Origin of the sequence: Salmonella sp. NW722 (assembly GCF_051702785.1) — a bacterium.
Lineage (GTDB): Bacteria > Pseudomonadota > Gammaproteobacteria > Enterobacterales > Enterobacteriaceae > Salmonella > Salmonella enterica.
Genome location: NZ_JAMMIN010000009.1, coordinates 1 through 21,354 on the forward strand (window position 1 = coordinate 1; position 21,354 = coordinate 21,354).

General features: G+C 52.9%; 21 protein-coding genes. 12 read left to right on the top strand and 9 right to left on the bottom strand.

The annotated features are described in order from the left end of the window. Window positions 1-369: 369 nt before the first annotated feature. Both NA330_RS19480 and NA330_RS19485 read left to right on the top strand, forming a co-directional pair. Entirely contained in the window at window positions 370-825 is a 456-nt protein-coding gene (locus NA330_RS19480) for a DUF4385 domain-containing protein (RefSeq protein ID WP_000985648.1), read from the top strand. A gap of 103 nt (window positions 826-928) precedes the next feature. Continuing rightward, a complete protein-coding gene (locus NA330_RS19485) occupies window positions 929-2,230 on the top strand; it encodes an MFS transporter (protein ID WP_000807814.1) in 1,302 nt (433 codons plus the stop codon). Here the strand turns inward: NA330_RS19485 and NA330_RS19490 are convergent. From NA330_RS19490 to trxC, 5 genes are all read right to left on the bottom strand, one after another. Continuing rightward, window positions 2,227-2,550: a YfiM family lipoprotein gene (locus tag NA330_RS19490; protein ID WP_001264473.1), complete on the bottom strand. Its 324-nt coding sequence runs from the start codon at window positions 2,548-2,550 to the stop codon at window positions 2,227-2,229. The two genes, NA330_RS19485 and NA330_RS19490, sit on opposite strands and share 4 nt — an antisense overlap. Before the next feature lie 44 nt (window positions 2,551-2,594). After that, window positions 2,595-3,950: a CDP-diacylglycerol--serine O-phosphatidyltransferase gene (gene pssA, locus NA330_RS19495; protein ID WP_000949286.1), complete on the bottom strand. Its 1,356-nt coding sequence runs from the start codon at window positions 3,948-3,950 to the stop codon at window positions 2,595-2,597. Between the two features lie 114 nt (window positions 3,951-4,064). Next, complete coding sequence (pat, locus tag NA330_RS19500) at window positions 4,065-6,725, bottom strand: protein lysine acetyltransferase (protein WP_023241596.1); 2,661 nt, start codon at window positions 6,723-6,725, stop codon at window positions 4,065-4,067. A 53-nt stretch (window positions 6,726-6,778) separates the two neighbouring features. Next, window positions 6,779-7,459, bottom strand: coding sequence for a tRNA-uridine aminocarboxypropyltransferase (gene tapT, locus NA330_RS19505; protein WP_000183642.1), 681 nt, complete (start codon window positions 7,457-7,459; stop codon window positions 6,779-6,781). A gap of 72 nt (window positions 7,460-7,531) precedes the next feature. Then, window positions 7,532-7,951 (bottom strand): thioredoxin TrxC, encoded by a 420-nt coding sequence (gene trxC, locus NA330_RS19510; RefSeq protein WP_001098732.1) that lies wholly within the window; start codon window positions 7,949-7,951, stop codon window positions 7,532-7,534. Between the two features lie 203 nt (window positions 7,952-8,154). Here trxC and NA330_RS19515 point away from each other — a divergent pair, with 203 nt between their 5' ends. After that, window positions 8,155-9,192 carry a tRNA/rRNA methyltransferase gene (locus NA330_RS19515; RefSeq protein WP_000997368.1) on the top strand — a complete coding sequence of 346 codons (1,038 nt, stop codon included), beginning with the start codon at window positions 8,155-8,157 and terminating at the stop codon, window positions 9,190-9,192. Window positions 9,193-9,307: 115 nt separating this feature from the next. Here the strand turns inward: NA330_RS19515 and ung are convergent, their stop codons facing one another. Next, a complete protein-coding gene (ung, locus tag NA330_RS19520; RefSeq protein ID WP_000179978.1) occupies window positions 9,308-9,997 on the bottom strand; it encodes a uracil-DNA glycosylase in 690 nt (229 codons plus the stop codon). 318 nt (window positions 9,998-10,315) lie between these two features. On the opposite strand from ung, the gene grcA reads away from it, so the two are divergent. Further along, window positions 10,316-10,699 (top strand): autonomous glycyl radical cofactor GrcA, encoded by a 384-nt coding sequence (grcA, locus tag NA330_RS19525; RefSeq protein WP_000627811.1) that lies wholly within the window; start codon window positions 10,316-10,318, stop codon window positions 10,697-10,699. 61 nt (window positions 10,700-10,760) lie between these two features. Here grcA and eamB read toward each other — a convergent pair whose 3' ends face one another. Beyond that, window positions 10,761-11,348 (bottom strand): cysteine/O-acetylserine transporter, encoded by a 588-nt coding sequence (eamB, locus tag NA330_RS19530; RefSeq protein ID WP_000188410.1) that lies wholly within the window; start codon window positions 11,346-11,348, stop codon window positions 10,761-10,763. Window positions 11,349-11,450: 102 nt separating this feature from the next. Here eamB and NA330_RS19535 point away from each other — a divergent pair, with 102 nt between their 5' ends. Beyond that, window positions 11,451-12,350, top strand: a complete 900-nt coding sequence (locus NA330_RS19535; RefSeq protein ID WP_001521114.1) for a LysR family transcriptional regulator — start codon at window positions 11,451-11,453, stop codon at window positions 12,348-12,350. Between the two features lie 17 nt (window positions 12,351-12,367). On the opposite strand, the gene srmB is transcribed toward NA330_RS19535, so the two are convergent. Further along, window positions 12,368-13,702 carry an ATP-dependent RNA helicase SrmB gene (gene srmB / locus NA330_RS19540; protein WP_000219174.1) on the bottom strand — a complete coding sequence of 445 codons (1,335 nt, stop codon included), beginning with the start codon at window positions 13,700-13,702 and terminating at the stop codon, window positions 12,368-12,370. Between the two features lie 129 nt (window positions 13,703-13,831). Between srmB and trmN the strand changes: the two genes are divergently transcribed. Further along, window positions 13,832-14,569 carry a tRNA(1)(Val) (adenine(37)-N(6))-methyltransferase TrmN gene (gene trmN, locus NA330_RS19545; protein WP_000083347.1) on the top strand — a complete coding sequence of 246 codons (738 nt, stop codon included), beginning with the start codon at window positions 13,832-13,834 and terminating at the stop codon, window positions 14,567-14,569. On the opposite strand, the gene nadB is transcribed toward trmN, so the two are convergent. Beyond that, a complete protein-coding gene (gene nadB, locus NA330_RS19550; protein WP_023182380.1) occupies window positions 14,554-16,176 on the bottom strand; it encodes an L-aspartate oxidase in 1,623 nt (540 codons plus the stop codon). The genes trmN and nadB overlap by 16 nt on opposite strands. A 262-nt stretch (window positions 16,177-16,438) precedes the next feature. Between nadB and rseD the strand changes: the two genes are divergently transcribed. From rseD to lepA, 6 genes are all read left to right on the top strand, one after another. Then, window positions 16,439-16,603 carry a rpoE leader peptide RseD gene (gene rseD / locus NA330_RS19555; protein ID WP_014344135.1) on the top strand — a complete coding sequence of 55 codons (165 nt, stop codon included), beginning with the start codon at window positions 16,439-16,441 and terminating at the stop codon, window positions 16,601-16,603. Further along, window positions 16,600-17,175, top strand: a complete 576-nt coding sequence (gene rpoE, locus NA330_RS19560) for an RNA polymerase sigma factor RpoE (RefSeq protein WP_000003307.1) — start codon at window positions 16,600-16,602, stop codon at window positions 17,173-17,175. The genes rseD and rpoE overlap by 4 nt, the downstream gene beginning before the upstream one ends. A gap of 31 nt (window positions 17,176-17,206) precedes the next feature. After that, window positions 17,207-17,857, top strand: coding sequence for an anti-sigma-E factor RseA (rseA, locus tag NA330_RS19565; protein ID WP_001168374.1), 651 nt, complete (start codon window positions 17,207-17,209; stop codon window positions 17,855-17,857). Then, entirely contained in the window at window positions 17,857-18,813 is a 957-nt protein-coding gene (gene rseB, locus NA330_RS19570; RefSeq protein WP_000812017.1) for a sigma-E factor regulatory protein RseB, read from the top strand. The genes rseA and rseB overlap by 1 nt, the downstream gene beginning before the upstream one ends. After that, window positions 18,810-19,289 (top strand): SoxR-reducing system protein RseC, encoded by a 480-nt coding sequence (gene rseC / locus NA330_RS19575; protein WP_023241595.1) that lies wholly within the window; start codon window positions 18,810-18,812, stop codon window positions 19,287-19,289. The genes rseB and rseC overlap by 4 nt, the downstream gene beginning before the upstream one ends. A gap of 251 nt (window positions 19,290-19,540) precedes the next feature. Continuing rightward, the gene (gene lepA, locus NA330_RS19580; protein WP_000790154.1) at window positions 19,541-21,340 is read left to right on the top strand and encodes a translation elongation factor 4; all 1,800 of its coding nucleotides are present in this window, start codon (window positions 19,541-19,543) and stop codon (window positions 21,338-21,340) included. The last annotated feature ends 14 nt before the right edge of the window (window positions 21,341-21,354 follow it).

The window sequence follows — 21,354 nt, forward strand, 5'->3', positions numbered from 1 at the left end:
TCTGTCGGTGAGCACTCTCCTGAGGAGGAGAAATCCGCCGGGAGCGGATTTGAACGTTGCGCAGCAACGGCCCGTAGGGTGGCGGGCAGGACGCCCGCCATAAACTGCCAGGCATCAATGTAGTGAAGAAGCCCATCCGTCAGGATGGGCTTTTTTGCGTGTGCGGCAACCGTAAAACCGTAGGCCTGATAAGCGCAGCGCCATCAGGCAACCTGCACCGCCGGATGGCGGCTCCGCCTTATCCGGCCTACAGGAATTATCCCGCCTACGAAGCTGGTGCTCTTGTAGAACCGATAAGAGCACAACCCACCCAATCGTTAACGATGAACTATCCTTTACACGTGCTTATATAAGCAGTGAGGATTTTCATTGGCTATCAAACCTTTTAACTACCAGCAGGACTTTTCCAGCATCGACTTCCGCCAGCAGCCTGAATTGTATCAGGTTGGACGAGGCGAGCAGGGGGGGCTACTGGTTGAACCCTACAAAAGCGAAATTCTTCCTTTCTGGCGCTATAAAGATGAAGCATCGGCGATGAAATCCGCAGAACAGATCTACCAGTTGTTCGAAGCTTACCGGCAGCAGGATGATTTCGTTGGTATGGACATGGCGCGTAAATTTATTCAGATGGGATACACCCGCGCCAGGCGATACGCTAACTATAAAGGCGGTAAAAAGTATGCAGAAGACGGCAGCCTGAATACACGGGGTAATGATCCTATTAAGGCCGCGGCGGCAACGGTTTTCAAAGGTTGGTGGGATAAAATCCGTCAGGACGAAGACTATCTGAAACGGAAACGCCAGCATCAGGCACGGTGGGGATAAAAATTAGCAAACAAATAATTAACACTTTATTTACTTTTGGGTCTCGCGTAATCTGAATCTCCAAAATAAAAGGCCGATTAAGCCTGGCAACAAGGAGAACAGTATGGCAGAAATTATTCAGCGTATAGATAAAAACAACGCTGAGGCTCCGGAGATGCGGCGACGCATATGGGCTATCGTGGGGGCCTCTTCCGGAAACTTAGTGGAATGGTTTGATTTCTACGTCTACTCTTTCTGCTCGCTCTATTTTGCACATATCTTCTTTCCTTCTGGTAATACCACTACTCAGCTTTTGCAAACGGCAGGCGTCTTTGCCGCCGGTTTTTTAATGCGGCCTATCGGTGGTTGGCTGTTTGGACGCATTGCCGATCGACGCGGGCGCAAAGCCTCAATGTTGATTTCGGTGTGCATGATGTGCATGGGGTCGCTGGTGATTGCCTGCTTACCTGGTTACGATACCATCGGCACCTGGGCACCGGCGCTGCTACTTATTGCAAGGTTATTTCAGGGGCTCTCGGTAGGGGGAGAGTATGGGACCAGCGCGACATATATGAGTGAAGTTGCGCTTGAAGGTCGTAAGGGATTTTTCGCGTCGTTTCAGTACGTTACGCTTATCGGTGGCCAACTACTGGCATTGCTGGTCGTTGTGATTTTGCAGCAGGTTCTGGAGGATGCTGAGCTTCGTGCCTGGGGATGGCGTATTCCCTTTGCGCTGGGCGCCGTGCTGGCGGTTGTGGCGTTATGGCTACGTCGCCAGCTGGATGAAACCTCGAAGCATGAGACTCGCGCATTAAAAGAAGCCGGTTCGTTGAAAGGTTTGTGGCGTAATCGCAAAGCCTTTTTGATGGTGCTTGGTTTCACCGCGGCAGGCTCGCTGTGCTTTTATACCTTCACCACCTATATGCAGAAATATCTGGTAAATACAGCAGGTATGCATGCCAATGTCGCCAGCGGCATTATGACGGCTGCGCTGTGTGTTTTCATGTTGGTGCAGCCGTTATTCGGCGCGTTATCCGATAAGATTGGCAGGCGCACCTCTATGCTATGTTTTGGCGCACTCGCGACGCTTTTCACCGTTCCAATTCTCTCCGCGTTGCAGAATGTGACGTCGCCTTATGCCGCATTTGCTTTAGTGATGTGCGCGCTATTGATTGTGAGTTTCTATACCTCGATTAGCGGGATCCTGAAAGCGGAGATGTTTCCGGCGCAGGTTCGCGCCCTGGGCGTCGGTTTATCTTACGCGGTAGCAAATGCGTTATTTGGCGGCTCTGCGGAATATGTCGCGCTGTCGCTAAAGTCTGTCGGTATGGAGAGTTCGTTCTTCTGGTATGTTACCGCGATGGCCGTTCTGGCTTTCCTGGTTTCGCTGATGTTGCACCGTAAAGGAAAGGGCTTACGCCTTTAGTATCGCGCCATTTGCCAGATAGCGTAACCGGTTGTCGCGCCAGCGACATCCCAGACAAAATCTTTCCAGCTCCAGCCGCTGCCTTCCGGGCGGCTGTCCCAGAGTTCTTTTGAGGCTCCGAGACTCAAAGAAAACATCAGCCCTATCGCTGCGCTGCGGTCAGGGCTTACTCCCTGGTGACGCGCATACTCATTACCGGCTGCCGATAGCATCGCTGATGCCATAAAATGTTGGGCTTTATCCTGACCGCTCCAGTGGTCGTTAGCCAGATGGCTGCACCCGGAGAGAAACAACACCGTAAAAGGAATCAACACGCGCACCAGTTCACTCCTAAGAGAAAACCCCGTACAGGACGGGGCTTCGATTACAGGATACGGCTAATTAATCTGTCGATGCGGATCCGGCGCAGACGGCGAATCAATTTACGCACTTTTATCGGATAGTCGGCAATGCTCTGCAGGTCACGATAATGTTTTACGATGGTTGTGTGCGTTCGGATAAGTTCCAGCTCTTTTTCCCGCTGAGGGGCAAGCTCTTGCTTAGGATCGTGGATCAGAATGGCGTTTTCCAGATCCAGACGCCAGGCGCGAGGATTCAGGTTGTTGCCGGTGAGTAGCATCCATTTATCATCTACCCACATCCCTTTCAAATGATAGGTATTGTCGTCATCTTTCCACAGACGCACCACAAGCTGATCGGTATTGACGTAATACTGTAAACGGCTCAGGAAGCGGCGCAGGTTAATCTCATAGAGATAGGGTAACGCGCCAATGATCTTGAACGGTTCATCTTCCGGAATGTAAAAATCATTCGCGGTTTTATCGCCAACAATGATTTCGACTTTCTTTCCGTCGCGCAGTAGCTGAATAATATTCCGCACCAGCACCGCTGGTAGATTGAAATAAGGGGTACAAATGGTGAGCTTATGCTCCGCACAGGGCATGAGATGGAAAATGGTTTTGTTCAGCAGACTGGATTTTCCAAGCCCGACCAGCGGCGTAACGGAGAGCTGCTCGTCATTAGCGTCACCCTGAAAATGATATGACGCATCACGCAGCTCCTGACGGTATAAGCGGATATCGTTTTTAATCTCCGGGCTTTTCGGCCGCTGGGTATTATCCAGACGATTCACACCACGACCATTCATCAGATTTTGCGTCACCCAGTCAAACATGATGTCTGCCATTTGCCGATTGCGAATCAGCTGGTAGCGATCGTAGCGATATTTGTCATGCTGATGGAGATAGACATCGTTCAGGCTGGCGCCGCTGTACAGGACGCTATCATCAATGATAAAGCCTTTAAAATGCAGTACGCCAAGCGCTTCTCGCGTATTAATCGGTACGCCGTAAACCGGGACATCAATGCCGGGGTTTTCCTGCGCCAGTCGGCAATACCAGTCTGCATTGGTATTCGAGGCCGCTGCGCCAATGCGCCCGCGTTGCGCGCGATGCCAGTCGACCAGCACCCTCACGTCCAGTTCAGGACGCTGCCGTTTAGCCGCATAGAGCGCGTCGAGTATACCTTTACCCCCATCGTCCTGTTCCAGATACAGGGCAACGATACAAATACGCTGCGTCGCGCTGGCGATTTTCTCCAGCAGTGTCTCCCGAAAAGTAGCAGGAGTATAAAAGAAATCTACATCATCAACTGACTGAGAAATCTTAGGGAGTTGGGCAAGGTGTTGTTGATGTTTATTACGCTTAAATTTTGACAACATCACAGTGCATTTCTTCTCTGTTCATTGAAGGGTCCTCTGTGCTATGCAGACGACATAAGCGAGCAATAATAACATCAGTACCCGTTAAAGTGGTCAACATTTCCAGTACATTACTCACGATTCATCACATTTGGCCAGATTCAGCGTCAATCCCACGATGCCCTCTTCGAGCTGAATATCGACCTGAAATCCCAGTTTTCTGGCCAGCGCGACCATGCCGCGATTGTTTGGCATCGTAATACCGTTCAGCCGCTTCAATCCGTGATCGCGAGTATAGGCAATCAATTTCTCCATTAAACGGCGTCCTAAACCCAACCCTTTAAGATCTGAACGCACCAATACGGCAAATTCGGCATCTACGTTGTCAGGATCGGAGATCGCGCGCGTTACGCCGAGGATCTCTTCAGCGTTGTCCATCCGCCTCACGGCCACAAAGGCCATTTCTCGATCGTAGTCGATCTGCGTCATGTTGGCTAAATCTTCATGGGTGAATTCGTTGATCTCGCTGAAATAACGGTAGTAAAGATCCTCTTTGGTGACCTGGGCGATGAATTGTTGCAGCTGGGGCTCATCTTCCGGCAGGATCGGACGGAACAGGCAGCGATCGCCGTTTTTCATCTCCACCCACTCTTCGAGCTGGTGAGGATAGGGGCGTACCGCAAGTCGACTTTCGTTATCGCCATCAAACGGGGCAATATCCAGCGTCACATCCAGCGCGGTAAACTCACTGGCGGAAGCCAGCAGCGGATGGATATCCAGACGCTGAATTTCCGGGCAGTCGACAATCAGGTTTGAAACCTGGACCAGCAGCTGGCTTAAACCGACAATATCCAGCGGACGCAGCGCGCTACGGGCGCGAATTTTCCGCTGTTTAATGCCCTGAATCACCAGATAGCGCGCCAGATTCATGTTGAGCGGCGGCAGCGCGACGACAGCCTGCTCTTCCGGACGCCACTCTACGCCGCCTTCACCCAACATAATCAAAGGACCAAACACCGGATCGTGCTCGACCACCACACGCAGCTCCTGTGCGCCGGCGCGGTTAGCCATGCTTTGTACCAGTAAACCGTGAATCCGCGCCTGCGGCCAGGCCATCTTTACACGATCGAAAATGGCGTTCGCGGCCTGTTGTACCTCGCTTGCGGTTCGCAGGTAAAGCATGACCCCCTGAACTTCAGATTTATGCGGAATGTCGGGCGAGCGCAGCTTGAGAGCTACCGGATAGCCTATCTGTTCGGCGATATGCACCGCTTCAGCGCTGTCGCTGGCAATCCAGGTTGGGAGCGTATGCAGCCCATAGGCGTGTAAAATCGGCTGTACTTCATGGGTATCCAGTGAGGTGGCGCCTTCCGCAATCGCCCGCTGTAACAGATTATGCGCCTCAGCGGTATTGGACGTCAGGTTACTCGGCAACGCTGGCGTTTCCCGCAGTTGCTTCTGGTTACGCCGGTATTCCACCATATGCATAAACGCGGTAATCGTGCCTTCCGGCGTACGGTAGGTTGGTAATCCGGCTTCGCTGAATAGCCGTCTTGCCTCCTGAGACGAGAACTCGCCGCACCAGTTTGTCAGCAGCGTAACAAACTTGCCTCTGGGGTGGCGCTTAATCGTCTCGATCAGAGCATGGGCGCTTTCCGTACCCGGCGCGGCAGCGCTGGGAGAGTGGATAACCATAAGCGCGTCAAAATCCTGACTGGCGAGCAGGATATCCAGCGTTTTGACGTAATGTTCGCTGCTGGCGTCATCACACAGATCCAGCGGATTGGCAATATCTATGTGCGCGGGAAGCGCCTGCCGTAGTTGCAGGCAGGTCTCTTCGCTCAACGTCGCCAGCTTGCCGTTACGCGACCACAACTCATCTAACGCCAGCGCGGCAGGCGCGGCGCCATTGCTGATGATCATCAGTCTGTCGCCGCGTAGCGGACGCATATGGCTCAGTGTTTCGACGGCGGAAAAAAGCTCGTGCGTATCCTGGACTCGCAGCAGGCCTGCGCGCTGGATGGCCGCATCCCACGCAGGGTCCATTCCCGCGCTGGTATTAAGTAAACGCTGGGCTGCCGGGCTTCGGCCGCTTTTAATCACCAGAATCGGTTTGTTACGTGAAGCGCTACGGGCGGCGGAAACAAAACGGCGGGCGTCGCTTAACTGTTCCAGATAGAGCAAAATCGCGCTGGTCTTGCTGTCGCGCGCCAGATAGTCCAGTAGTTCATCGACATCAATATCCAGGCTATCGCCCAGCGCGATAAAGTAGGAAAAGCCCATTTCACGCTGTTGCGCCCAGTCAAGAATAGTATTGGACACGGCGGCAGACTGGGAAATAAAAGCGAGCTTGCCCTGTTTAATCGGGACGGGAGAAAAGCTGGCATTCAGCCCTTGCCACGGCGCGAGGAGCCCAAGACTGTTTGGACCCAGCAGACGCATTTTATAATGCCGGGCACAGGCAAGAAGTTCTTCATGTTGCGACGTGGGAGCAGAAAGGATAATGCACGTTTTACACCCTTTCGCGCCAAGCGCGTCCAGTAACGCCAGGTTACGGCTGGCGTTAGTGCATAAAATAGCCAGATCGGGGGTGAAAGGAAGACTGGCGATATCCGGCCAGGCCATGACGCCTAAAACGGCTTTCCAGGCGGGCGTCACGGGAAGGACGGGGCCATTGAATCCGCCCGCCAACAAGTTACGCATCATCAGGTAACCCGCGCGGTGGGGCTTCATTGATGCGCCAATCACCGCGATCGATTTTGGTCGCAGTAGCGCTTCCAGTCCTTGCTGGCTCATACCGGTTTCCCTTACACAGAAGTGACCGGATAATTTTAAACGCTTTCGCTATTTTATGCTGTGACGTTTCCCGGATGTTGCGTTTTTCCTGCCAGATAGCGCGTTTTGAAACGGGTAAAATGTTCACCTAAACTGGTTGCCGCCTCGGTATCTCCCGCCAGATCTAACAACGCTATGGCGACTTCGGCGGTACAATATTGCCCTTCGGCATGGATTTCACGCAGACGATAAGCTGAAAGACGCGATAAATCGACGGAAATGACCGGCAGATGATCCAGATAAGGGCTTTTACGAAACATTTTACGTGCTTCGGGCCAGGTGCCGTCCAGCATAATAAACAGCGGCGGTTTCCCGGCGGGCGGGGTGGAAATGACCTCGCGCGCTTCGCCGGCGTAGGACGCAGGAAAGACCACTATCGGTTGATAATCCGGATGCTGTACCAGCTCCAGCAACGCCTGCGGCGGCTCGGTACGCGACCACTGAAACGCCGCGGTATCCGGCAAAATATCGGCTATCAGCCGGCCGGTATTGCTGGGTTTCATCGGTTCAGTGTCAAACATGACCAGACAAAAACGGCTTTTCGCCTGAGAAGGCGTTAACGTATCACACAGGCAAGATTTTAGCGGCAGCAGGCAGCGTTGACAGCGGCGAACCCGATTGCCTCTGGCAAGAAAAGGGCGAGTAGCGCGCGCAAGCCGTTCGGCGCGTAACTGAAGGACAGCGTTATTGGTCATAGAAAGCGTTTGCGGAGAAAAACGCTATTGTGGCAGAGGTGAAAACGGGGCACAAGATGCGCCCCGTGGCGTTTACAGCGCTTCGTTCAGCCAGCTGTCGAAAGGCGCTTTAGGCACTGCGCCATTAAGCATATCGACCACCTGTCCATGTTTAAAAATCATAATCGTCGGGATGCTGCGGATACCGAAACGGGCGCTGAGTTCCCGTTCCGCCTCGGTATTCACTTTGACGAAACGGACTTTACCGCTGCGCTCTTCTGCGACATCCTCGAAGATTGGCGCAAAGTTACGGCAAGGGCCGCACCAGGGGGCCCAAAAGTCGATCACCACTGGAAGATCGTCCTTCAACAGTTTGTCCAGCGTTTCGCCGGTCGCATTAATGACTTCTCCGTCAAACAACTCATGACCGCAGCGTCCACATTTTGCCGCATCCTGAAGCCGATCGTCGGGGATGCGGTTAATGGCCTGACAATGGGTACAAACGGTGTTCATAGCTAACCTCTGAATACGTCGGAAGACGTCCCGCTACGCGCGGGATGTTTCTATAATGTTACATATTATCGAGGAGTCTGTGCTAAACAACAATGTGTTTTATTCAATGAGTACAATAGTCGCAAGCTTTTAAACGAAATCATGGCTAACCGGATGCACATCGGGTAATCTTCGCGCTTCGCGCAGCGCTGGTGGAGAAAAGCATGAACGATGAATTAAAAAACAAAAGCGGCAAAGTCAAAGTGATGTATGTCCGTAGTGATGATGACTCTGATAAACGCACCCATAACCCGCGTACCGGGAAAGGGGGAGGCCGCCCAGCAAAGTCTCGCACTGACGGTGGACGTCGCCCCGCCCGTGATGAGCGAAATAATCAGAGCCGTGACCGTAAACATGAAACTTCGCCGTGGCGCACCGTGTCCCGCGCGCCAGGCGATGAAACGCCTGAGAAAGTCGATCATGGTGGTATTAGCGGTAAAAGTTTTATTGACCCTGAAGTTTTGCGTCGCCAGCGTGCGGAAGAGACGCGCGTCTACGGTGAAAACGCCTGCCAGGCGCTATTCCAGAGCCGTCCTGACGCCATCGTGCGCGCATGGTTTATCCAAAGCGTAACGCCGCGTTTTAAAGAGGCGCTGCGCTGGATGGCGGCGAATCGTAAAGCCTACCATGTGGTGGATGAAGCCGAACTGGCAAAAGCTTCCGGGACTGAGCACCACGGTGGCGTGTGTTTCCTGATTAAAAAGCGTAACGGTACGACCGTTAAGCAATGGGTAAAGCAGGCGGCGGATCAAGACTGCGTGCTGGCGTTGGAAGATGTCGCTAACCCGCATAATCTGGGCGGCATGATGCGTAGCTGCGCGCACTTCGGCGTGAAAGGCGTGGTGGTACAGGATGCGGCGTTGCTGGAGTCCGGCGCGGCGATTCGTACCGCGGAAGGCGGGGCGGAGCATGTCCAGCCGATCACTGGTGAAAGCATTGTTGACGTACTGGATGATTTTCGTCAGGCGGGGTACACCGTGGTGACGACGTCCAGCGATCGCGGTCAGGCGCTCTTTAGTACGACCCTGCCGGAAAAGATGGTGCTGGTCTTAGGCCGTGAATATGACTACCTGCCGGAAGCGGCGCGCGAACCCGACGATCTGTGCGTGAAAATTAACGGCACCGGGAACGTGGAAAGCCTGAATGTGTCGGTTGCGACAGGCGTACTGCTCGCCGAGTGGTGGCGACAGAATAAAGCGTAAGGGCTGCAGCCCGGTGACGCAACGCGCGCCGGGCCAATGATGTACTTTCTACCGCCCGGTCAGACAAGGCGCTTTCGCGCCGTTATCCGGGCGATAAAACGGCGAGTCGCCAACGTTATTCACTCTCAGCCGGTAATACTGGCGTCCAGTCGATAGTTTTCTCGCCGTGTTGTTCCAGCCATTGGTTCGTTAGCGCAAAATGGTTACAGCCAAAAAATCCGCGGTGCGCAGAGAGTGGCGAGGGATGCGGAGCTTTCAGAATATGGTGGCGCTGTGGATCAATAATCGCGCCTTTCTTCTGGGCGTGCGAGCCCCACAGCAGGAAGACGACCCCTTCGCGGTGTTGGTTAATCAGGCTTATCACTTTATCCGTAAAGGTTTCCCACCCCAGGCTGGCATGAGAATGCGCCTGGCCTGCCCGTACCGTGAGCACCGTATTCAGTAACAGTACGCCCTGGCGTGCCCAGCTTTCCAGATAACCGTGCGCGGGGCGGACAAAGCCGGGAATGGAGGCTTCCAGCTCTTTGTACATATTCACTAATGACGGCGGGGGAGCGATCCCAGGACGCACGGAAAACGCCAGACCATGTGCCTGGCCGGGGCCGTGGTAAGGATCTTGTCCCAGGATCACCACCTTAACGTCGCCCAGTTCCGTGAAGCGAAAGGCGTTAAACACATCTTTTTGCGGCGGGTAGACCGTGATACCCGACTGACGTTCGCCAGCAACAGTGTGAAGCGTATTGATAAAGTAAGGTTGCTGTTTCTCATCAGCCAGCACATCGTGCCAGGTTAACTCAGTCGCCATCTCGCTCTCCTGCGAATTTCCAGTTCCCTTAGCTTAACTGCTTCTTTCTGCAGTGCAAAATCCTGCGTGCTACAAAAACGGTTACCTACAAAAGATAGTTGAAAATTTATGTAAAAAGTTTATAGGTCTGAATGGTGTAAGTTGATGTAAAACAATAAATTCCCTTCATCACCCTTTTTATGGTGTGGTTTTTATTGATTTAAATCAAAGAATGAAGGGTGATCGAAGGGTATATATACACTCAAGCAACAATGGTTTTACCAATTGGCCGGGATTAGGCCGACCGAAATCAAATAATTTTGCCTGGGGAGGCATCACATGATTACAGGTATCCAGATTACTAAAGCCGCTAACGACGACCTGCTGAATTCCTTCTGGCTGCTGGACAGCGAAAAAGGCGAAGCGCGCTGCATCGTTGCAAAATCCGGCTTTGCTGAAGATGAAGTTGTGGCTGTCAGCAAACTGGGCGAGATTGAATACCGTGAAATTCCGATGGAAGTTAAACCGGAAGTACGCGTTGAAGGCGGTCAGCATCTGAACGTTAACGTTCTGCGTCGTGAAACTCTGGAAGATGCGGTTAAGCATCCGGAAAAATACCCGCAACTGACTATTCGTGTTTCTGGTTATGCGGTGCGTTTTAACTCCCTGACGCCGGAACAGCAGCGCGACGTTATCGCTCGTACCTTTACCGAAAGCCTGTAAGGCTTATCCGGTAATAACAAGCGGAAGAGGCCGGGCCTTTTCCGCTTTTGTTTTATTTGGGTCAGTAAAAAATCCGCACCGCGCAGTACACCAGCAGTAACGCCAGAATGATATTTAACTGGCGACCATAATGGCGAAACGCCCGCTGAAACAGATGTCCCGCCAGCGCCCAACACACATTACCGAACGTGCCGATCAATGCCAGCAATATACTGACGCCGATGACCCAGTTCAGCGCCTGCGTTTGCGGTAAAACAAATGTAGACAGAGCGGTAATGCCGTACAGAATAATTTTGACGTTCACAAACTGCAGGCCAAAGCTTACCCAAAAGCCAACCGGTTTTGGTCTGACCTTCTCATCCGCCGCTGGACTGGTGGCAATTTTCCACGCCAGCCACAGGATATACGCAGCCCCCACCCAACTGAGTAAATGAATGATTGCCGGATCGATAACCGCAAGGGAAAACGCGATCCCGGCGCACAGCAGCATGACGACCAAAAATCCCAGACTCATACCTGCCAGTACACGAATACTCTGCCGAAAACCATGTGCAGTTGCTGCGCTAAGCGCGAGAATATTGTTAGGGCCGGGGGTAAGGGCGGTGATTAATGTATAAGTCCAGAAAGCGCTTAAAAGCATCGGTGTCACTTGTCATCTCCTCTGTTTTAGCAGACAGTACCCGATATGAAATATTTAAAAAAATGAATGTTTTTTAATTCTGAATTCGAGATTTTCGATAGGTTGGTGGTTATGGATCTGCGTCGGTTTATTACGCTGAAAACGGTAGTGGAAGAGGGCTCGTTTCTGCGGGCTTCGCAAAAGCTGTGCTGCACTCAGTCGACAGTAACTTTTCATATTCAACAGCTTGAACGTGAGTTTTCCCTGCAACTGTTCGAGAAAATAGGGCGCCGAATGTGCCTGACCAATGAGGGGAAAAAGCTGATGCCGCATATCCATGAACTGACGCGTGTGATGGAGTCGATTCGTGAAGCCGCAAGACAGGATGCGGAACCCGGCGGAGAGCTGCGCGTGGCGACAGGTGAAACCTTACTGGCGTACAAAATGCCGCAGGTTTTACAACGTTTTAAGCTGCGAGCGCCGAATGTCAGATTGTCGCTACAGTCGCTGAATTGCTATGTGATACGTGATGCGTTGCTGAATGACGAGGTCGATCTGGGCGTTTTTTATCGCGTAGGTAATGATGACGCGCTCACGATGCAGCAACTGGGGGAGCAGTCGCTGGCGCTGGTGGCCTCTCCACTGCTACAGGATGCTGATTTTACGCAGCCAGATCAGCATATCCCCTGTAGCTTCATCATCAATGAACCGCAATGTGTCTTCCGCCAGCTGTTTGAAAGTACGCTACGGCAGAGGCGGATTACGCTGGAAAACACCATTGAACTGTGGAGTATTGAAAGCATTAAACAGTGTGTGGCTGCTAACCTGGGCATCAGCTTTTTACCACGTTTTGCCGTTGAACGAGAACTTAGTACCGGTCAGTTGAAAGAGCTGCCGTTTGGCGCGCCGTCGCTATCGATCATGGCGCTGTGCGCCCATCATGCCGGGAAAGCGGTCAGCCCGGCAATGCAGATATTTATGCAGTGTATGGAGGCGTGTTTTACCGTGGAAGATAAAAAAATGCCGGGTTAACGAACCCGGCATTATCATCACTCTTCGCTGGATTGCTCCTGCATTTTCGTACCGCTTGGCTTGCGGCGCTTACCGATATTTTTTGTATCGCGGTGACGTTTCTTCACGCGCGGCTTCTCTTTTTCTTTCTCTTTTTTCTTCTCGGCGCGTTTCGCCAGCACTTTTTTCGACGGTTTGCCGGTCAGCTTTTCGCTGGGCGCACGCGTGGTCGGGCGAAGCTCATCAATGACGCGCGCTTTTAGCGGCTCTTCGATGTAGCGACCGATTTTCAGCAGCAACAGATGGTCGTGGGCTTCTACCAGCGAGATTGCAGTGCCTTTGCGGCCAGCACGGCCTGTACGACCAATGCGATGCAGATAGGTATCGCCACTGCGCGGCATGTCGAAGTTAATGACGTGGCTGACGTCAGGAATATCAATCCCGCGTGCCGCGACGTCGGTCGCGACCAGCACGTTAACGCGGCCGTCGGTGAGACGCTTAATACCTTCGTTACGTTTGATCTGCGCCATCTCGCCTTCAAGATAGCAATTGTTGATCCCTGCCAGACGCAGCGTTTCAGCCAGTTCATGGACGCGTTCACGTTTACGTACAAACACGATAGAACGGGTTGCATCGTCTTGTTTTAGCAGGTGCTTCAACAGCGCAACTTTATGTTCGAAATTGTCGGCACGGTAGTACCACTGGTGAATTTTCTTACGCTCGCGGGTTGACGGATTGGCGGAAACCTCAACCGGGTCTTCCAGCAGACGCTCGGCAAAATCTTTAATCGCATCGCCTTCCAGCGTGGCGGAGAACAGCATCGTCTGTTTACGCCAGCGGGTCTCACCAGCGATATGTTCAATGTCCTGAGCGAAGCCCATGTCGAGCATCCGGTCAGCTTCGTCAAGGATCAGTGTTTCAACCGCCCGGCAGTCAAAGTTCTCTTCTTTTATATATTGCAGCAGACGGCCCGTCGTGGCGACCACGATATCCTGGTTTTCGCTAAACACTTCAGCATGGTTCATATAGGCCACGCCGCCGGTAATCGTGGCGATATCCAGATGAGTATGCTTAGCCAGTTCACGAGCGTGATCGGCAACCTGCATTGCCAGTTCGCGGGTTGGCGTCAGGATCAGAATGCGCGGCGGCCCCGATTTTTTACGCGGAAAGTCGAGCAGGTGCTGCAACGCCGGCAGCAGATATGCCGCCGTTTTACCGGTGCCTGTCGGCGCAGAACCGAGTACATCACGGCCATCGAGCGCAGGCGGAATGGCGGCAGCCTGAATGGCGGTCGGGCGAGTGAAACCTTTATCCTGGAGGGCATCCAGCAGGCTTTCGTCGAGTTCAAGTTCGGAAAAAGTCGTTACAGTCATGTTCTACCTCTGTGTGGGGCGCTGATTATAGACGTTACGGCCGCAATCTTCATCTGTTTGTATGGATATCCCTTCTCAGGTATTGTTTTCACCCGGCGCTGTCGCCGTTTTTTGCAAGGTTGTTTTTACATGTCTCAGTCTGGCTCCGTTCTTCGTCGTAACGGATTTACGTTTAAACAGTTTTTTGTCGCACACGATCGGTGTGCGATGAAAGTGGGAACTGACGGTATTTTACTCGGGGCGTGGGCGCCGGTCGCGGATGTAAAGCGAATTCTGGATATCGGTACTGGAAGCGGTCTGCTGGCGTTAATGCTGGCGCAGCGGACGGATGACAATGTGCCTATTGACGCCGTGGAACTGGATTCCGGGGCTGCCATGCAAGCGCAGGAAAACGTGGCTCACTCTCCCTGGCCGCATCGAATAACGGTGCATACTGACGATATTCAGCGTTGGGCGCCTCGCCAGACGGTACGCTTTGATCTTATTATCAGCAACCCGCCTTATTACGAACCCGGAGTGGAATGCGCCACGCCGCAGCGGGAGCAGGCGCGTTACACCGCTACGCTGGATCACCAGACGTTATTGGCTATTGCGGCGGATTGTATTACCGAAGATGGCTTTTTTTGCGTAGTCTTGCCGGAACAAATAGGTAACGCTTTTACGCAGCAAGCGCTCAACATGGGATGGCATTTGCGGTTACGTACTGACGTTGCGGAAAACGAAGCGCGCTTGCCGCACCGGGTTTTGCTCGCATTCTCCCCGCAAGCCGGGGAGTGCTTTAGCGACAGATTAGTGATTCGCGGGTCAGACCAGCATTATTCTGAAAGTTATACGGCGCTGACCCAGGCATTTTATCTGTTTATGTGAGGCGTTAACGGCGAAAGGATCGATGGGCCTGATTCAGCCAGTTGTTGCGGATAATCCAGCGTAAAGTGCAGCCCCCGGCTCTCTTTACGCATCATCGCGCAACGCACAATCAGTTCGGCCACTTGCACCAGATTGCGCAGCTCCAGTAAATTATTCGAGACGCGAAAGTTGGCGTAATACTCGTCAATCTCTTGTTGCAACATGGTAATACGCCGTAGGGCGCGCTCCAGCCGTTTCGTCGTGCGCACAATCCCCACATAGTCCCACATCAGCAGGCGCAGTTCATGCCAGTTATGCTGAATCACCACCCGCTCATCGGCGTTCTCCACGCGGCTTTCATCCCAGGCGGGAAGGACGTCAACGCTGTGGACAGAAGGCATTCGCCTGTCGATATCCATTGCTGCGGACCAGCCGTACACTAAGCATTCCAGCAACGAGTTGGACGCCATACGGTTAGCGCCGTGCAGGCCGGTGTAACTGACTTCGCCAATGGCATATAAGCCGTCTACATCGGTACGACCATAATCATCGACGACCACGCCGCCGCAGGTATAGTGTGCGGCAGGAACAACGGGAATCGGTTCTTTGGTTAAATCCATCCCCAAATTGAGCAGTTTCGCATAGATCATCGGGAAGTGCTGGCGGACAAAATCGTCAGGCTTGTGGCTGATATCGAGAAACATACAGTCTGCGCCGAGTCGTTTCATCTCATGGTCAATAGCGCGGGCGACAATATCGCGCGGCGCCAGTTCCCCGCGTTCGTCAACGTCCGGCATAAACCGTGAACCGTCCGGACGTTTAAGGTATGCGCCTTCGCCACGCAGCGCTTCGGTAAGGAGAAAATTACGCGCCTGCGGGTGATAAAGGGCGGTGGGATGAAACTGGTTAAATTCCAGATTAGCGACCCGACAGCCTGCGCGCCAGGCCATCGCGATACCGTCACCGGAGGAAATATCCGGGTTAGTGGTATATTGATAAACCTTTGAGGCGCCGCCGGTCGCCAGCACCACCGACTTCGCATGACAGGTTTCAACCCACTCTTTATTGCGATTCCAGATCCAGGCGCCGACGACCCGGCGAGGCCCCGGCAGACCCATTTTATCGGAGATAATTAAATCAACGGCGTTGCTGCGTTCCAGCACCTGAATATTAGGATGATTTTGCGCCCGACTGACCAACGTGGTTTCGACTTCCTTTCCGGTAGCGTCGGCGGCATGAAGGATACGGCGATGACTATGGCCGCCTTCACGCGTGAGATGATAGCTCTCCTTGCCGTTTGGCTGGACATGCGTATCAAACAGGACGCCCTGATCGATAAGCCACTGCACGCAGGTACGGGCGTTGCTGGCGACAAACTCCACCGCGTGGCGATCGCAAATTCCGGCGCCGGCAATCAGCGTATCTTCGACATGCGACGCAATACTGTCGGTTTCATCAAACACGGCGGCAATACCGCCCTGCGCATAAAACGTGGAGCCCTCGCTCACCGGCCCTTTACTCAGGACGATAACCTTATGTTTTTCAGCCAGACGCAGCGCCAGCGAGAGTCCGGCCGCGCCGCTGCCGATAATTAACACATCACAGGACAGTTCAGGAGTTGTCATCATGGTTTTGTTTAATTTACTAAACATGGTTGCGGCAGATTAGCACTATATGGTGCTAAAAAGCACGTTATGATTTCGCTGGTGTTGTGCTTATTAAACATAAAATAAAAATACGGCGAGAGATAAACGGCAAAAAATATTTTATAGGGCAGGGTGTTAGCGTCGGATTTTGTAGTGAAATAAAGATGCTGTTAGGTTACTCTGCAAACGACGAAATGGGCATTTCTGTACAGATAGTGCGTTGTTCAGCATCTGTAGACTTATAATGGAAGATAAGACCTGTCTACAACATGACAAACAAAAACAAATGCGTAACGGAACTTTACGAAACATAGACACTCTAACCTGTTGCTTGCTCATAGTGCGGCTTATGGAGTGGCGTTTCGAAAGCGCGTGGAAATTTGGTTTGGGGAGACATTACCTCGGATGAGCGAGCAGTTAACGGACCAGGTCCTGGTTGAACGGGTCCAGAAGGGAGATCAGAAAGCCTTTAACTTACTGGTAGTGCGCTACCAGCATAAAGTGGCGAGTCTGGTTTCCCGCTATGTGCCATCGGGCGACGTTCCCGATGTCGTACAGGAATCATTTATTAAGGCCTATCGCGCGCTGGATTCTTTCCGGGGGGATAGCGCTTTTTATACCTGGTTGTATCGTATTGCGGTCAATACCGCGAAGAACTACCTGGTTGCGCAGGGGCGTCGTCCGCCTTCCAGTGATGTAGACGCGATTGAAGCAGAAAACTTTGAAAGCGGCGGCGCGCTGAAAGAAATTTCGAACCCTGAGAACTTAATGTTGTCAGAAGAACTGAGACAGATAGTTTTCCGAACTATTGAGTCCCTCCCGGAAGATTTACGTATGGCAATCACCTTACGGGAGCTGGATGGCCTGAGCTATGAAGAGATAGCGGCTATCATGGATTGTCCGGTGGGGACGGTGCGTTCACGTATCTTCCGGGCGCGGGAAGCTATTGATAATAAAGTTCAACCGCTTATCAGGCGTTGACGATAGCGGGATACTGGAAAAGGTATTAGGCATGCAGAAAGAAAAACTTTCCGCTTTGATGGATGGCGAAACGTTGGATAGTGAGCTGCTCAAAGCGCTTACGCACGACCCGGAAATGCAGAAAACCTGGGAGAGTTATCACCTGATCCGCGATTCAATGCGGGGGGATACGCCTGACGTTCTCCATTTCGATATATCCGCTCGCGTGATGGCCGCTATTGAAAACGAGCCAGTACGTCAGGTGTCGCCATTAATCCCTGAGGCCCAACCCGCTCCGCAGCAATGGCAGAAAATGCCGTTCTGGAAAAAAGTGCGTCCGTGGGCGGCGCAGCTTACCCAAATGGGCGTGGCGGCGTGCGTTTCACTTGCAGTTATCGTCGGTGTCCAGCACTATAATGGGCAATCTGAAACATCCCAACAACCTGAAACGCCGGTTTTCAATACCCTGCCTATGATGGGGAAAGCCAGCCCGGTAAGTCTGGGAGTGCCTTCTGAAGCAGCGCCTGTCGGCAGTCAGCAACAGCAGGTACAGGAGCAGCGTCGTCGCATTAATGCCATGTTGCAGGACTATGAACTGCAGCGCCGACTGCACTCCGAACAGCTTCAGTTTGAGCAGGCGCAAACCCAGCAAGCCGCGGTACAGGTGCCAGGAATCCAAACTTTAGGAACGCAATCGCAGTAATGAAGCAACTTTGGTTTGCCATGTCCCTTGTGGCGGCTAGCCTGTTCTTCTCAGCAAACGCCTCGGCCGACCCTGCGTCCGGGGCGTTATTGCAGCAGATGAACATCGCCAGTCAGTCACTGAATTACGAGCTGTCATTCGTCAGCATCACGAAACAAGGCGTTGAATCTCTACGTTATCGACACGCACGCCTGGATGGTCGCCCGCTTGCGCAATTGCTACAGTTGGACGGTCCCCGCCGGGAGGTCGTACAGCGTGGTAATGAAATCAGTTATTTTGAACCGGGCCTTGAGCCGTTCACCCTGAACGGTGATTATATTGTCGATTCTCTGCCTTCCCTGATTTACACCGACTTTAAGCGCCTGGCGCCTTACTACGACTTTATTTCCGTCGGTCGCACCCGTATCGCAGACAGATTGTGCGAAGTTATCCGCGTTGTGGCGCGCGATGGTACGCGTTACAGCTATATCGTCTGGATGGACATGGACACCAAACTGCCGATGCGTGTTGATCTGCTGGATCGCGATGGCGAGACGCTGGAGCAGTTCCGCGTTATTGCGTTCACGGTGAGTCAGGATATCGGCAGCAACATGCAGGCGCTGGCGAAGGCGAATCTGCCGCCGCTGCTTTCTGTTCCCGGTGGCGAAAAAACGAAATTTAACTGGAGTCCATCCTGGGTGCCGCAAGGCTTTAGCGAAGTTTCCAGCAGCCGTCGTCCGTTGCCGACGATGGATAACCTGCCTATCGAATCGCGGCTTTATTCTGACGGTCTGTTTAGCTTTTCCGTCAATGTGAACCGGGCGACGCAAAACAGCAGCGATCAGATGCTGCGCACCGGGCGCCGAACGGTTTATAGCAGCGTTCGCGACAACGCGGAAATCACCATTGTCGGCGAGCTTCCGCCGCAAACGGCGAAGCGCATTGCCGACAGTATCAAATTCAGGGCAGTACAATGATTAAAGAGTGGGCAACCGTTATCTCCTGGCAGAATGGTCAGGCGGTGGTGAGCTGCGACGTTAAAGCGTCATGCAGCAGCTGCGCCTCCCGTGCGGGATGCGGCAGTCGCGTGCTGAATAAATTAGGGCCGCAAACCACGCATACCATTGTTGTGCCAAGCGCGGAGCCGCTGGCGCCGGGGCAGAAAGTCGAGTTGGGCATCGCCGAAAAAAGCCTTTTAGGTTCGGCGTTGCTGGTCTATATGTCGCCTTTAGCAGGGCTATTTCTTTGTGCGGCGCTTTTTCAGATGCTGTTTGGATCTGACTTTGCCGCATTAAGCGGGGCCGTGCTGGGCGGCGTGGGCGGTTTTCTGGTTGCCCGCGGTTATTCCCGAAAACTGGCGGAGCGCGACGCCTGGCAGCCGGTGATTTTAAACGTTGCCCTCCCGCCGGACCTTGTTCGCGTCGAAACTACCTCAATCGAAACGCGCCAGTAAACGTTTTGCCCAACGGTACACCTGCCGCGTTGGGTTGTTGTCCCGATAAGCATGCGCTTTTCCTGCGTTGCGGTGTTTTACAGGAAAAAAGCGAGGCGTTTTCCAGTTCCCGCTCTCCTTACACTATGAACATTTCCTCGCCTTAGCGTTGTAGTGTAGAATGCGGCGTTTCAGTTAAAACAGACGTTAAGCTCAGAACAGCGACCTCTAAAGTCTGGTCAACCAGGCGTAAGGCATAATAATTTATCTCTATGAAGAACATACGTAACTTTTCGATCATTGCTCACATTGACCACGGTAAATCGACGCTGTCTGACCGTATTATCCAAATCTGCGGTGGCCTGTCTGACCGTGAAATGGAAGCTCAGGTACTTGATTCGATGGATCTTGAGCGTGAGCGCGGTATTACTATTAAAGCCCAGAGTGTGACGCTGGATTTTAAAGCGTCTGATGGTGAAACTTATCAACTGAACTTTATCGACACGCCGGGACACGTTGACTTTTCCTATGAAGTTTCCCGTTCGTTAGCCGCCTGCGAGGGCGCGCTGCTGGTGGTGGATGCCGGCCAGGGCGTAGAAGCGCAAACGTTGGCGAACTGCTACACCGCGATGGAAATGGATCTTGAAGTGGTGCCGGTGCTTAACAAGATTGACCTGCCGGCCGCCGATCCGGAGCGTGTGGCGGAAGAAATCGAAGACATTGTCGGTATCGATGCGACGGACGCGGTACGCTGCTCCGCCAAAACGGGTGTCGGCGTGACGGATGTTCTGGAACGCCTGGTGCGCGATATCCCGCCGCCGCAAGGCGATCCGGACGGCCCGCTGCAGGCGCTGATTATTGACTCCTGGTTCGATAACTACCTGGGCGTGGTATCGCTGGTGCGTATTAAAAACGGCACCATGCGTAAAGGCGACAAAATTAAAGTGATGAGCACCGGGCAGACCTACAACGCTGACCGCCTGGGGATTTTCACGCCGAAACAGGTTGATCGTACCGAGCTGAAGTGCGGCGAAGTAGGCTGGCTGGTCTGCGCCATTAAAGATATCCTCGGCGCGCCGGTTGGCGATACCTTAACCTCAGCGCGTAACCCAGCGGAAAAAGCGTTGCCGGGCTTTAAGAAGGTGAAACCGCAGGTCTATGCAGGTCTGTTCCCGGTCAGCTCCGACGATTATGAAAGTTTCCGCGACGCGCTCGGCAAGCTGAGCCTGAACGATGCCTCACTGTTTTATGAACCGGAAAGCTCCTCGGCGCTGGGCTTTGGTTTCCGCTGCGGTTTCCTCGGCCTGTTGCACATGGAGATCATTCAGGAGCGTCTGGAACGCGAATACGATCTGGATCTGATCACCACTGCGCCGACCGTGGTGTATGAAGTAGAAACAACGGCGAAAGAGACTATCTATGTTGATAGCCCCTCCAAGCTGCCGCCGTTGAATAACATTTATGAACTGCGCGAGCCTATCGCCGAATGTCATATGCTGTTACCACAAGCCTATTTAGGTAACGTTATTACGCTGTGTATTGAGAAACGCGGCGTACAAACTAACATGGTGTATCACGGTAACCAGGTCGCGTTGACCTATGAAATCCCGATGGCGGAAGTGGTGCTCGACTTCTTTGACCGTCTGAAATCAACGTCGCGCGGCTATGCGTCTCTGGATTATAACTTCAAGCGCTTCCAGGCTTCCGATATGGTGCGTGTTGATGTGTTAATCAACAACGAGCGTGTCGATGCGCTGGCGCTGATCACGCACCGTGATAACTCGCAAAGCCGTGGTCGCGAGCTGGTGGAGAAAATGAAAGATTTGATTCCACGCCAGCAGTTTGATATCGCGATTCAGGCGGCGATTGGTACGCATATTATTGCCCGTTCGACGGTAAAACAGTTACGTAAAAACGTGCTGGCGAAGTGCTACGGCGGCGATATCAGTCGTAAGAAAAAACTGCTGCAGAAACAGAAAGAAGGTAAGAAACGCATGAAGCAGATCGGTAACGTCGAGCTGCCTCAGGAAGCGTTCCTCGCCATTCTGCATGTCGGTAAAGACAATAAATAATCCCTAAGGAGTTG

What these genes read in the sequence shown, in the direction of transcription:
- lepA (WP_000790154.1), top strand. Translation starts at nt 19,541, where the DNA reads ATGAAGAACATACGTAACTTTTCGATCATTGCTCACATTGACCACGGT.
- pat (WP_023241596.1), bottom strand. Translation starts at nt 6,725, where the DNA reads ATGAGCCAGCAAGGACTGGAAGCGCTACTGCGACCAAAATCGATCGCG.
- srmB (WP_000219174.1), bottom strand. Translation starts at nt 13,702, where the DNA reads ATGACTGTAACGACTTTTTCCGAACTTGAACTCGACGAAAGCCTGCTG.
- pssA (WP_000949286.1), bottom strand. Translation starts at nt 3,950, where the DNA reads ATGTTGTCAAAATTTAAGCGTAATAAACATCAACAACACCTTGCCCAA.
- nadB (WP_023182380.1), bottom strand. Translation starts at nt 16,176, where the DNA reads ATGATGACAACTCCTGAACTGTCCTGTGATGTGTTAATTATCGGCAGC.
- rseD (WP_014344135.1), top strand. Translation starts at nt 16,439, where the DNA reads ATGGAAGATAAGACCTGTCTACAACATGACAAACAAAAACAAATGCGT.
- NA330_RS19515 (WP_000997368.1), top strand. Translation starts at nt 8,155, where the DNA reads ATGAACGATGAATTAAAAAACAAAAGCGGCAAAGTCAAAGTGATGTAT.
- grcA (WP_000627811.1), top strand. Translation starts at nt 10,316, where the DNA reads ATGATTACAGGTATCCAGATTACTAAAGCCGCTAACGACGACCTGCTG.
- rpoE (WP_000003307.1), top strand. Translation starts at nt 16,600, where the DNA reads ATGAGCGAGCAGTTAACGGACCAGGTCCTGGTTGAACGGGTCCAGAAG.
- tapT (WP_000183642.1), bottom strand. Translation starts at nt 7,459, where the DNA reads ATGACCAATAACGCTGTCCTTCAGTTACGCGCCGAACGGCTTGCGCGC.
- rseC (WP_023241595.1), top strand. Translation starts at nt 18,810, where the DNA reads ATGATTAAAGAGTGGGCAACCGTTATCTCCTGGCAGAATGGTCAGGCG.
- trmN (WP_000083347.1), top strand. Translation starts at nt 13,832, where the DNA reads ATGTCTCAGTCTGGCTCCGTTCTTCGTCGTAACGGATTTACGTTTAAA.
- rseB (WP_000812017.1), top strand. Translation starts at nt 17,857, where the DNA reads ATGAAGCAACTTTGGTTTGCCATGTCCCTTGTGGCGGCTAGCCTGTTC.
- trxC (WP_001098732.1), bottom strand. Translation starts at nt 7,951, where the DNA reads ATGAACACCGTTTGTACCCATTGTCAGGCCATTAACCGCATCCCCGAC.
- NA330_RS19485 (WP_000807814.1), top strand. Translation starts at nt 929, where the DNA reads ATGGCAGAAATTATTCAGCGTATAGATAAAAACAACGCTGAGGCTCCG.
- NA330_RS19535 (WP_001521114.1), top strand. Translation starts at nt 11,451, where the DNA reads ATGGATCTGCGTCGGTTTATTACGCTGAAAACGGTAGTGGAAGAGGGC.
- ung (WP_000179978.1), bottom strand. Translation starts at nt 9,997, where the DNA reads ATGGCGACTGAGTTAACCTGGCACGATGTGCTGGCTGATGAGAAACAG.
- rseA (WP_001168374.1), top strand. Translation starts at nt 17,207, where the DNA reads ATGCAGAAAGAAAAACTTTCCGCTTTGATGGATGGCGAAACGTTGGAT.